This is a genomic window from Mesorhizobium sp. M0340 (genome assembly GCF_040321535.1).
In the GTDB taxonomy this organism is placed as follows: Bacteria; Pseudomonadota; Alphaproteobacteria; order Rhizobiales; family Rhizobiaceae; genus Mesorhizobium.
Window position 1 is genome coordinate 54,055 of record NZ_JAMYRR010000007.1, and the last position, 11,518, is coordinate 65,572.

General features: G+C 60.8%; 12 protein-coding genes and 1 pseudogene. 4 read left to right on the forward strand and 9 right to left on the reverse strand.

Annotation, left to right across the window (positions count from 1 at the left end; all coding sequences use genetic code 11):
• Positions 1-198: 198 nt before the first annotated feature.
• Entirely contained in the window at positions 199-1,098 is a 900-nt protein-coding gene (locus NKI79_RS12685) for a LysR family transcriptional regulator (protein ID WP_352801915.1), read from the forward strand.
• Here the strand turns inward: NKI79_RS12685 and NKI79_RS12690 are convergent.
• Both NKI79_RS12690 and NKI79_RS12695 read right to left on the reverse strand, forming a co-directional pair.
• Positions 1,095-2,342, reverse strand: coding sequence for a type II toxin-antitoxin system HipA family toxin (locus NKI79_RS12690; protein ID WP_352801918.1), 1,248 nt, complete (start codon positions 2,340-2,342; stop codon positions 1,095-1,097). The two genes, NKI79_RS12685 and NKI79_RS12690, sit on opposite strands and share 4 nt — an antisense overlap.
• Positions 2,335-2,670: a helix-turn-helix domain-containing protein gene (locus NKI79_RS12695; protein WP_352801919.1), complete on the reverse strand. Its 336-nt coding sequence runs from the start codon at positions 2,668-2,670 to the stop codon at positions 2,335-2,337. The genes NKI79_RS12690 and NKI79_RS12695 overlap by 8 nt, the downstream gene beginning before the upstream one ends.
• Positions 2,671-3,064: 394 nt before the next feature.
• Here NKI79_RS12695 and NKI79_RS12700 point away from each other — a divergent pair, with 394 nt between their 5' ends.
• Positions 3,065-3,649: a hypothetical protein gene (locus NKI79_RS12700; protein WP_352801920.1), complete on the forward strand. Its 585-nt coding sequence runs from the start codon at positions 3,065-3,067 to the stop codon at positions 3,647-3,649.
• Positions 3,650-4,143: 494 nt separating this feature from the next.
• On the opposite strand, the gene NKI79_RS12705 is transcribed toward NKI79_RS12700, so the two are convergent.
• The 7 genes and pseudogenes from NKI79_RS12705 to NKI79_RS12735 all read right to left on the reverse strand — a co-directional run bounded on the left by NKI79_RS12705 (position 4,144) and on the right by NKI79_RS12735 (position 10,143).
• Positions 4,144-4,791 carry a helix-turn-helix domain-containing protein gene (locus tag NKI79_RS12705; RefSeq protein WP_352801922.1) on the reverse strand — a complete coding sequence of 216 codons (648 nt, stop codon included), beginning with the start codon at positions 4,789-4,791 and terminating at the stop codon, positions 4,144-4,146.
• Between the two features lie 379 nt (positions 4,792-5,170).
• Complete coding sequence (locus NKI79_RS12710; protein WP_352801923.1) at positions 5,171-5,761, reverse strand: NAD(P)H-dependent oxidoreductase; 591 nt, start codon at positions 5,759-5,761, stop codon at positions 5,171-5,173.
• Positions 5,762-5,898: 137 nt separating this feature from the next.
• Positions 5,899-6,485: pseudogene (locus NKI79_RS12715) on the reverse strand (DUF4010 domain-containing protein); the annotation flags it as partial.
• A gap of 12 nt (positions 6,486-6,497) precedes the next feature.
• A complete protein-coding gene (gene trxC / locus NKI79_RS12720) occupies positions 6,498-6,947 on the reverse strand; it encodes a thioredoxin TrxC (protein WP_352801925.1) in 450 nt (149 codons plus the stop codon).
• A gap of 160 nt (positions 6,948-7,107) precedes the next feature.
• The gene (locus NKI79_RS12725) at positions 7,108-7,554 is read right to left on the reverse strand and encodes a pyridoxamine 5'-phosphate oxidase family protein (RefSeq protein ID WP_352801927.1); all 447 of its coding nucleotides are present in this window, start codon (positions 7,552-7,554) and stop codon (positions 7,108-7,110) included.
• 497 nt (positions 7,555-8,051) lie between these two features.
• Positions 8,052-8,666 carry a response regulator FixJ gene (gene fixJ / locus NKI79_RS12730; protein WP_352801929.1) on the reverse strand — a complete coding sequence of 205 codons (615 nt, stop codon included), beginning with the start codon at positions 8,664-8,666 and terminating at the stop codon, positions 8,052-8,054.
• The gene (locus NKI79_RS12735) at positions 8,656-10,143 is read right to left on the reverse strand and encodes a PAS domain S-box protein (RefSeq protein WP_352802094.1); all 1,488 of its coding nucleotides are present in this window, start codon (positions 10,141-10,143) and stop codon (positions 8,656-8,658) included. Before NKI79_RS12735 ends, fixJ begins: the two co-directional genes overlap by 11 nt.
• Before the next feature lie 274 nt (positions 10,144-10,417).
• On the opposite strand from NKI79_RS12735, the gene NKI79_RS12740 reads away from it, so the two are divergent.
• Both NKI79_RS12740 and NKI79_RS12745 read left to right on the forward strand, forming a co-directional pair.
• A complete protein-coding gene (locus NKI79_RS12740) occupies positions 10,418-11,071 on the forward strand; it encodes a universal stress protein (RefSeq protein WP_352801930.1) in 654 nt (217 codons plus the stop codon).
• Positions 11,040-11,309 (forward strand): DUF6455 family protein, encoded by a 270-nt coding sequence (locus NKI79_RS12745; RefSeq protein WP_352801932.1) that lies wholly within the window; start codon positions 11,040-11,042, stop codon positions 11,307-11,309. The genes NKI79_RS12740 and NKI79_RS12745 overlap by 32 nt, the downstream gene beginning before the upstream one ends.
• Positions 11,310-11,518 lie beyond the last annotated feature (209 nt).

Consider the following 11,518-nt stretch of genomic DNA (forward strand, 5'->3'; position numbering starts at 1 on the left):
CAAGGCTTCGATGCAATCACGAGTGCCTGTCGCCTCGCCCTGCGCTCGAGTTGCTGCGCTGCCGGACGAGGCTGTTGATCTGCAGAGCGCGACCTGCTGCGGTGAACAGATCCGATCGCATCGTGGTGAGGCAGGGCTGATCCGCGAAAATATCCACGAAGTTCAAGCGCCATGACGCGGAACGGGAACGCCATCCAGTTGCTGACATACGCCTTTGCGGCGATGGATCATGGCAGCCTGCGTCAGGCGGCGAGAGTGCTGAGGGTCCAGGAATCCTCGGTCAGTCGCAACGTCGTCAAGCTCGAACAGCTTCTGGAAATGCAGCTCTTCGAACGCAATGTGCGCGGCGTTCGTTTGACCGAGACCGGCCGAACCTGGATCGAAATTGTGCGCGCTCACTACGAGGGGCTGCTGGAAGCCTTCGCTGAGCGGGTCCGAGATAACAACGATGCCAAGACGCTCCGGATTGGATTGTGCTGGGTGAAGGGAGGTAAGTTCCTTAAGCGCCTCATCGATCGTTTCGGAGACAAGTACCCGGACGTCAGCCTGACCATTGAAGATGTCCCATCCGGCCAATGCCTGGCAGCCATTCGCCGCAGGCACTTCGACATCGTATTCACGCACGATATTGGCTCGGCTGGATTCTGCAGCAGCGAAGTGTTTTGGCAAGAACGTCTCTTCGTGCTCCTGCCGTCGTCTCATGGTCTTGCCGAGAAGCCCTTCCTCACCTGGGCTGACCTTGCCGATATGTGCCTGCTCGTTCCGGTCGGGTTGGACGGACCGCCGTTGGATCTGCGCTTGCTCGAACGCATCACGGCCGACGGCGGCCCGGCCGTTCAAACATGCCGCGCCAACCAGGCTACCGTGATCTTTCAGGTGCAGCTGGGGCAAGGCGTCACTTTGGCCGAGGCGAGCTATGCCAGGACCGCTGCCATCGATTCCGCCCTGTGGAAACCGCTTGGCGGGAAAAACAGCGTCAGCCCGATCAGGGGCGTTTGGCTCGAATCGAATCCAAAGCGGGCTGTCCTGCGCCTGGTCGGGCTCGCCAGGAACATGGCTGCAGCAAGTCGAAGGCCGGGACGCGCGCCGCGCGCCTAGAGCGCCAGAGCCCTTTTGAGATCGTCATGCTCGAAAGCGCTCGCCATCCGGTTGATCTCCGCCGGTCGCGCCCCCACGGCCTTGGCAACATTGCGCCAGGTCGACGTCACCACGGCGACCTCCTTGATGATCGTTCGCGCCTGCGGGAGCGTCAGCGCGAAGAACCCGGCGGCGGTCTCCAGAAGATCAAGCGAACACGTCCCTTCATCGAGATCGATGTTGGTCGTCAGAACCCGCGGCTTGAGATCCGTCGGGACCGGATTGAGATCGTAGGCAGGCGATAGCGACCATCCTGCCTTTCCCAGCCAAAGGAAGCCGTGATTGCGCAGGTGGTCGTCGACGTTGGAAATCAGCACGTTGAAGGCGACACGGCGATAGAGGGCATGCGCGTCGGTCTTTCCTTGCGCGCCATGTTGGGTGAGCGCATCGACCATCTCAGGGTAGCTGCCGCGCTCGCCGTCCCGGGCACCCATCATCGCCATGGCGGACAGGAATGGAACGCGGATCGCGGCTTCACGATCGAAACGCGTCGAGAGCATCACAGGCTTGCCGGCAACTTCGATCAGTTCGTGTCGTGGCGTGGCGATGCCTGCCTGGCCAGCCAGGCGCAACGCGATCTCCTCCCAGGTCTCAATGCTGTAGTCGTCCGTCTCTTTTGGAAACTTGGCGATCGCGAGGTGGCCATGCTGGTCAATGACCGAGGCCTTCGGCCGCGCTCCGCCTAGGGAAGAACCTGGTGCGAAGATCATTTGCAGATCTTCGTCGGTCTCCTCATCGCGTAGAATTCGCTCGGTGATTTGCAGCAGCCGGCCGAGTTGGATGAGGGCAGGGACGCCGTCACGGATCGGCGCCAGGTAGAGCTCGGTGCCGACCAACCGGAAGCGGAGCGCGCCAAGTCGTGTCAGATCCGCCACGCCGAGAAGATAATCGCTCTCGGTGAGAGTGCGAACGGCACGTTTCTCACGTTCAGCGAGACGCCGCTCGGCGCGTTGCATGAGGCGTCGCCCCCAGGTATCAGGCGCCGAGTCGCCGATGGAGCCAAACGTAGCCAGCCCGGCAGGCGGAGCAAAGGCGCCACGGGTGAGAGCCAGAGCCGGCTCCAGGGAAAACCGGTCCGGGTCGTCGAGCCATGCAGCGTCATACTCGAAGAGGATCGTTTCCGCACCGCGGACCCGATTGCTTCTCGCCAGGCCGACAGGGCGGGTGTGGCCGCCAAGATCGATATGGACCTCAAATTCAGCCATCGCGAGACGTCCTGGCCGGCCGCCTGAGGTGCGTGTGCCTTGGTAGATCGGCGCTCGCCAGCGTCTGACCGACAGTGTCGTTGGCGATATCAGCGATCTGGCTCAGGCCATCGAGCAGGCCGAGCGCCTGAAGAACGCCGGCATATATGCCGATGCTAACATTCGTGTCGCCAGCTTCGACCCGTTGCAATGTCGAGCGCGAGGTGAAGGCCCGCTCGGCCACCACCGCCATTGGAAGCCGCCGCCGCCGCCGCGCGTCATGGATATCCGCTCCCAGCTTGCGCAGGGCGCGTCTGACGGTGGCTGGCGGGTTGTGGGGAGTGGGCATTTTGATACCTTCGCGCTACAAATTACGTCAATATGTAGCACGAAGACTACAATTTTTCCAATCAGGTTCAAAAACAACTTACCAGTGCGCAATCTGCTTGCGGGCGGCGGGAGCAATTCCAGCACGTGCGCGGTGATTGTGCGCTCGCTTGGATTGCGTTCTGGCCAAATACAGGGCGGTGTTCGTGTGATCGCGTCGGGCAGCAACTGACGAGAGATATCCGCGGGGCATCGGCGCGCTCATCATCCATTGGAAAGACATTTGCGGTGGATCAAAGCCGGACTCGTCGTCGTGACGCCAAAGATGGCAAGCGGAGCCCCTGTCGAAGCGATCCGTGCCACCGCGCCGCAAGCCGGCGGCGAAGGGGCCCAACTCGGGCCGAGTCGACGCGGTGATGGGCAACTTCTTCCGTGCCGTGATGGAGCTGAACGAGGCCGCGAAGAACTTCCGCATCGTCGGTCCGCACGAGACGGCCTCGAACCGGCTTCAGGACGACTGCGCCTGCTGGAGCCGCTGGCGCCCATCCATAAAGGATCAATGTCGAGATCGTCGCTCTGACCGCCGACCTCCTGCCGTGAGTGCTTCCGGTCGGATGCTTCGACACGGGATTCCATTCGGCCCGACCGCGGCTCGCCAAGATCTATGGCCTCCCACGCGCGCTGACCAAGGCGGGCATGTTTACTATGGTTTTCACAGCCTTTCCTACAGCCACATCGCTTCGAAGCTGCGCAAGCGTTGCGGCCCGGCCGCCGGGGGCCGGGCGATCCTCGCCCATCTCGGCAGCGGTGCCAGCCTGTGCGCCATGGACGCTGGACGAAGCGTCGCCACGACGATGGGGTTTTCGACGCTTGATGGCCTCGTCATGAGCACTCGCTGCGGCGCCTCGGAATGCGCGCGCGCCAATGGCAGCGGCAGCTTCAGGCTTGCAATCGCGGCGAGGCCCGTTGCTGCGGCAGCGGCAGGCGCGCCGAGCATCTGAGATACGATGTGCTGATCGACCGGTGCTGCCCGCGCGGTCGTTTTCATCGGCGGTGGCGTCATCACCTTCGAACTGGGCCACGTCTACGCGCGCCGGCGATCCTCGAAGCGCTGCCGCATCTGCTGGGAACATTCGATGCCGCTGCCGTCATCCAAATCCTTAGCGAGAGAGAGTGCGTTCATAGCCGCACCCTGGCCTGGGTAGAAGGATCGACAAGATCGACGGACGCTGCCGCCGGGCGAAAAAGTCATCAGCGCTGATCCAGGTGGTCGGCTCACTTCTGATGGTTGGTGCCCAATGCTCGATGTAAAGATCCAATTCGTCGGGCTCAAAGACAACCATCCAGTTTCCGCGGTGGTCCCCGCAAGTCGGTATGTCAGTGTGCTGGAACTGAAATCCCGTCCCTGTGTATTATTGCTGACCCTTCCGCAACCGTTTGGGCTTGAAGCGGCAACGCTTATGGTCTGCCACGCGCGCCAAGTGACCAAGTAGCCTCACTCGCTCATCGCATGAAGCACGTCGTGCTTGATGATCTCGATGCTGCGCAGATTGAGCAGGCGGATGATGCCGTTGTCCTTCAGTCGGGTGAAAACTCGCGACACGGTCTCGATGGTGAGGCCGAGATAATCGCCGATATCCATGCGCGACATCGGCAGTTCGATCTGCCGCAACCCGCCCTGCCGCTCCCCCATGTCGACCAGGAACGCGGCGACGCGTTCGATGGCATTTTGGCGGCCGAGGACCAAGAGATGTTCCTGCGCTCTCGTCAGGCCCTTGAGAGCCAGCGGGAGCAGCTGGCGGGAGATATCCGCACCAGTGGCAAAGCGGAAGACGCGGACACCCGTGGCGTTGATGGCTTCGGCGAAGAAATGATGGGTGGTGTCGGCTTCGAAACCGAATGTCTCTCCGGCCAGATGGAAGGCGCTTATCTGCCTGCGACCGTCTGCAAGCAGGCGGTAAACACGCACGGCGCCAAACTCGACCTGATAGAAGGCGCCGGCCTTTTCACCTTGCGCATAAATTTCCGAACCGGAGGGAAAGAAGCTGACCGGCTGTAGCGGAGTCGGATCGAACGCCGCAGGCAGGTTCGACTGCAAAGAATGTGACGGCAGCGAAATTCTGGAGGTCGATTGGGCGTGCATGGCTGTTTCCCGGTTGATCCGTAACACAGCAATCGCGCGAATCCGCAGGCTGCGAAATTCGGTTATGTCCTTACGGGAAACTACGTATCACTGAAGAGGTGATGCTGCGGCTGGGGAAAGGCTTAGTTGATAGTGTCTCGTCCGACGCGGCCTCGATGGTTCCCGTGCGCGAATTGGGATGAGCGGAGGTGAGACAGTATCATCGTGGGCGCTCCACCGAGGTCACCGTCAGGTAGGGGCCGGCCGATACCTTGTTTGGCCCCCAACAAAAACTGCTCCGAGCTGCCGCGGCCGGACAACGCCCGGTGAAGTCGCGCGGCTAGAGCGATCTGCACTCATTGCCTGGACGACCACGGCCGACTTTGCCGTGGCTGATTGGCTAAAGGGCCAGCCCACCGAGCTTGCGTATTTGTTTGATCCACTTTGTCCGCGTTGTATCGCTGGCGCCCGCGACCATGCCGAACAACGTCTCGCGTACCGGGCTAATGCCGGCAAAATAAAGGATGCTGCGCCGCATGGCGGCAATGCCGTGGCCGAGGAACCAGAGCCGGTAAACAACGGAAGGCATACCCATCGTGACCACGACGCGAGCGGAGCGGCCGCGGAGCAGTTTCCTGGGCAAGCCGCCACCCTTGTCAGGGTAGGTAAAGGCAGTTCCCGGCCGCATGACCTGTTCCAGAAAAGCCTTGAGCAGAGCCGGCACGGTCCCGAGCCACAGCGGAAACACAAATACAATGTGCTCCGCCGAGACTATCGCTTCAGCGGCGTCCTTTAGGCTCTCGGGAATCGCGCCGTGCTCGAACTCCTGGACCGTCCGAAGCATTGGAAAATCGAATGCCGCGAGGTCGACCCGGCGGACGACATGCCCCGCCAGTTCCGCGCCCTCGGCATAGGCTTTGGCGAGACTACGGCAGAGCCGGTGCGGCGATGGATCGGGATGGCCGACAACAATCAAGATGCGCCGCGGCATGAGTTACCTCGGAGGTGGCTTGGCAGCAACCGGACGTGCCGGAATTTCGGGGTGAGACCCTTCAAGCTGATCATGGCGTACTCCTTCGCGGAGTTCATAAAGCGGCTGTCCGTTTTGGCCCTTGATCGGCATCAAAAGAGCGCCGCGGCAATTGCGGGAATGCCAACCGAAGCGATCACGCTTGGCTCGACGATAAGAACCACGGCGCAGACGCCTAGCAAAGAAACCCTGCGGCCAGCGACGCCGCGCCAACGAGCGGCAGAGGATTGCCTCTCGACACGGCGTTGCGGGCCAGCGTCAGGGTTACGGCGGTGGAAGAGACGATCGCGCCGGCGGGCGAGCTGACAAGCAGGCCGCGGGTGGTCCACAGGGCGCGAAACGGCGACATAGCCAGCGAACGATATCGACGCCATCAGAACCGTGAGGAACCAGACTTCCCATGGGTTGAAGCCACCCTTAGGATCAGCGCGGAACGAAGCTCGATCCAGGTCAGCCGCTTCAGGAGGCCGTGCAGGATTTCGCGACTAGCAAGGATGGCCGCGCGTGCTGCTCCTCTCTGCCGAAGCGGCGCGGTAATCGCCAGCGACGGACAATGCACCGAGCGTGAATACGCAAAGGGCTGCTACTACCGATCGGGCGCGTCCCATTCCCGCCAGCCGCGCTCCAGTCCGATGAGCAAGCCCATGGTCAGTGCAAGTCCGAGCCGGGCGATGAGCGGATCCACGATTTGAGGACTTCAGGCGCCGGCCATCGGCAGGTGGTCGCGGATCCACCTGACGATCTGCCCCGCCGTCATTGCGCCGGATGTGCGCGCAACCTCATGTCCGCCGTGGAACAGGATCATGGTCGGGATGCCGCGAATGCCGAGCCTGGCTGAAACGGCCTGCTCATTGTCGGAGTTGAGCTTGATCAGCCGAACATGCGGTTCCAGTTCGTTTGCTGCCGCTTCATATGCGGGCGCCATCATCTTGCAGGGGCCGCACCATGGCGCCCAGACATCCACGACAACGGGAAGGCTGCCTCGCTTGAGCTGACGATCGAAGGTTCGTGCGTCGACGTCCTCGGGGTGACCTGAGAACAGCTTTTTCCCGCACATTCCGCATTTTGCGTTTTTAGCGTCGCGCGCTGGCGGCAGTCGATTGATCCCGCCGCATTTGCTGCAAACCACCCGAGTTTCCTGCGCCATCGCCCTTCACCACTGGCTCATTTCTACGTGCGCAGAGAATACCTATCCCCAAGCTGGCCAGCATTTCCATCTTTTTTGCGCGATGGACGATTAGCATGAAAACGGATTGCCGGCACAATCCACGGCGGCTGTGCCCGCAGTGTTCGGACGGGAAAGCACGCTATTCCTTTGCTTCCCGACCCGACGCCTCCTTGACAATGACCCTGAAGAAAACATGCGGAGTGCTGTCCGAAACAGGAGGCGTAACCGGCTTCAGAGCGCCAGGCTCCCACCAGTCGACGTGTTTGCTCAACACCGACCACGCATGGTCGCGCTGAACCTTGTAGCCGATCCGGTCAGGCAGTTCTTCATAGACACCCTCGACAACCACGCTTCTCCATGCCCGCCCTTGGCCGCGTTCGTCGACCTGGACGGACACCAGCGGATTGGCACGCATCCAGTCGACCTTTTTGCCCGGCATGGAAAATGCATAAAGGTGATTGTCGGCGTGGGCATAGTAGAATGGCACGACGTAGGGCTGTCCATCCTTGGCGCATGCCAAGTGACCGACCCGATTGGCCGTCAGCAATTTTGTACATTCCAAAGCAGAAAGCGTGCGGATCAGCAACGGCGCGATCTCCTGTTTTTCGTGACTGCACGGCGGCGTCGGTGCTACACCGACTCTGATATCCGGCATCGCGGATCGTAGACCTGTCGCCAGAGAGGTCATTGATCACGATCAAGGAAGTCGGTCGGCCGACAGACGAATCGACAACCATGGCTGGGCTCGCCGGTGACTCGCATGGCCGCCCATATCAGTTATCAGCGTTCATGCCGGAGCGGGGATTCGGAAAATGATCCAGATCAAGGCGAGGCCTGCCGCTCCCACCCATCATAGAGGATGATGTGGAAGCCGATCTCAAGCGCTCCGTTCGATCGTGAGCTCGAACTGGCCGTCCTCGACGAGGACGGCGAACATGCGCTTATCTTTCCTTGCATAAAAGAGCGAGAAGGCTGGAAGAACGCCGCCACCCGCGTACGGATCGACGTTCACCCGACCCACTGGCGAGACTGGGTGCGGGATAGGGTTCCGCTAAACGACGGGATGTCTCTCCGTGACGCGCTTTAAGGTTTGGATTCCACAACCAACGCCATGCGCACGAGATGCGACAGACTGCTCGCGGCCATCTTGCTCATGACATTGGCACGATGGATCTCGACTGTGCGCGGGCTGATGCCAAGATCGTAGGCAATCGTCTTGTTCGGCAGGCCGGACACAAGGCCGTCCAGCACTTGTCGCTCTCGCTCCGACAGGGCCGCCAGACGATCACGGATTTCCACGCTTTGTGGGTGTGTTGCCTCCGCCCGATTACGATTGTCCAATGCGGAGCGGATCGCTTCGATCAAGACCTCGTCATCAAACGGCTTTTCGATGAAGTCGGCGGCACCTTCCTTCATCGCCTGAACAGCGAGGGCCACATCGGCATGACCCGTCATAACGATGACCGGAAGCGTATGCCCGCGGGTCCGGAGCTGTCGCAGGAACTCGATGCCGTCAATGCCCGGCATGCGCACGTCGGTCACAATGCAGCCGTCGAGATGGGTCGTGGCGTTAGCCAGAAGGGCTGTCGCCGATTCATACAGGCGCACGGCGAAATCGGCCGTCGCCAGGAGAAAACCAAGCGATTTGCGAACGTCGACGTCATCGTCGACCACGTGCACAAGACGGCTACCGGCCATTGGCGACCTCTTCTCTCTCCACGATGCGCAAGGTGAACCGGAACGCAGTTCCTCCACTCGGCATTGCCTCGGCCCAGATGTGGCCACCATGCGACTCGACAATGGTACGGCAAATTGAGAGGCCGACGCCCATGCCCTGTTTTTTGGTGGTGACAAATGGCTGGAAAAGCTGGGCGGAGACTTCCGGCGCGAGACCAGTACCTGTGTCGATCACGCTTACCTCTGCCATGCCGTCGTCGCGGGCCACGGTTATGACTTGCAACTCACGGCGTGGCACGCCTTGCATGGCCTCTATCGCGTTACGCATCAGATTGAGCAGAACCTGCTGAATCTGGATGCGGTCGGTCAAGACCAGTTCGGCGGCGGGATCGAGTTTGTAGGTGACGCGGACATCAATTTCTCTTGCACCGACCAGGGCCAGGGACGCGGCTTCCTCGATCAGTGTGGGAAGGCGTTCGACCTGACGCTCGCTCTCGCCTCTTGCGACGAAGTCCCGAAGATGGCGAATGACGTCTCCGGCCCTCAAGGCCTGTTCCGCTGCCTTTTCCACGGCCTCCCTCAACATCGGCGCGTTCTCTTCTGTGCTTTTTGCGAGAAGCCGGCGGCTGCCTTTGAGGTAGTTCGTGATTGCCGTGAGGGGTTGATTGATCTCATGCGCCAGTGTCGAAGCCATTTCGCCCAGCGCGGTAAACCGCGCCATGTGGAGAAGCTCCTGCTGCTGCTCCTGTATTCTCGCTTCCGCTCTGTAGCGTTCGGTCAAGTCCCGGCAGAAGCCGGTAAAGAAGCGGCCGGTCCCAGGATGCATTTCACCGACGGCAAGTTCCATCGGAAAGGTTGAGCCATCCTTACGCATTCCAGTGACGGTGCGGCCGAGCCCGATGATGCGGCGCTCACCGGTCGATAGATAGCGGTGCAGATAAGCGTCATGCTCTTCGCGGTAGGGCGACGGCATCAGCAGATTGACGTTCTGACCGATGACTTCGCTCGACTGGTAACCAAACAGCGTTTCAGCAGCCGTGCTGAAGGATTGAATAAGGCCTTGTTCATCGATGACGACCATTGCATCGGGCACCGTGGCGAGGATCGAACGCAAATGGTCTTCGCGCAACCGGAGGGCGGCGTTCGCAAAGGAAAGCTCGCTAACATCGGTGCCTTCGACGAAAATAGCGGTGACGCGACCATCGTCGGCCTTGATGGGCTGATAGACGAAATCGAGGATGCGCTCTTCGACCGGCTCGTCATGGCTGTTGCGAAGCGCGACCTTAACGCCCTGACCTCTGTAGGGTTCGCCCGTTTCGTACACCTGGTCCAGCAGTTCGTAGAAACCCTGGCCTTCAAGCTCGGGCAGGGCCTCGCGCACCGACTTTCCTATCACTTGCCTTTGGCCGATCAGGCGCTGATAGGCGGCATTGGTCAACTCAAAGACATGACCCGGCTCACGCATCAATGTCATGAAACCGGGGGCTTGCTCGAACATCTGGGCCAGCCGGTTGTGTTCGGCCGTGGTCTGCCCCTGGCCGCGAACGTCGGTCGACAAGTCACGTCTTTGTCTGTCGTCCAAATCAAGTCCTTTGATCAGGAAACCCGCACCGCAGTCTAGTTATCATTCATCGCTCTTTCTGCACACGCAAAACCATGATGCCAAATAGTCACGATCAAGCCGGTTGGTAATGCACTTTGACGCGCATCAAGGCGCCGCAGGCCAATGCACCTCATGCTGCATTCAACGGCTCCAGCGAAAGGTGCCTCCAGTGTCTTACAGATCGGCCCGCGCGGCCGACCTCATCGTGACCGGCGGCGACAAAGGAGAAGCTGTCTATCGCGCCGCTGATATCGGTAGCCTTGTGCTCGGCACAGGCCGGCCAGTACTCGCCGCTGCAAGCCAAATCGAAGATGTTATGGCAAAAGCCGTGCTGGTCGCCTGGAAGGACACCAGGGAGGCGCGACGGGCGCTGACCGACGCATTGCCCTTCTTGGCCAAGGCCAACGACGTCGTCATCGCCACAATCGACAGCGAGCGCGACGACGGCATTCGTGACAGCCTCGCAGATGTCGCGGTCTTTCTTGAGCATCACGGCATCATGGCGCGGACCGAGTTCATCCGTGGTGACGCTGACGGTGAGCATCTGTTGGCAGTTGCGCGCTCAATCAACGCCGACCTGATCGTCTCCGGCGCATATGGCCACAGCCGCCTGCGCGTATCGAAGAAAGCAGCATCAACCGCTTCATGTCGTATTGACCTCCGGCCGTATCGCAAGTCCGCCATTTACGGCATTCACGCGAGGATCATCGTCCGCAGAGAGCCCGTTGACCGAGATCAATGCAGCGGTCGCCGAGATGACAATGATATTGCGGGAAACGGGAGTGACCGACATGACTTTTCTCGACTACCTGATCCCAATTGACGCCAGGACCGCCTTGATGGGCCGCATGATGCGGAAGCTGGGCGTCGACAAACAATTGAAGATCGTTCCAGACAATGTAGCCGTCACCAATCGGGCGGTGGACCGCTGCCGCGCCTGCGGGCATCAGGACGAATGCTCGACCTGGCTCGACGAGCAGCAGCAAGCCGACGATCCGCCAGACTATTGCCGCAATCGCGACCTGATCGCGCGGCTGCAGCATGCGGCCGGTCAGCGATAGGACGGCCCCGGCCGAATGGCAGTTTGCGTCACTAACGTCGCGTTGGCCTCGTGGCGGTCAACCAAGACGAGACCATAAGAGATTGTCACTCACGGCACCTCGGCCAGCGATGCGCCCAGGATCACGTCCTGGGTCGTTATCCGCGCTCTGATCTTCATCAGTTTCAACGAATAGTGCCGGCGGCATCGCCATCATGCCGGCACCGCGGA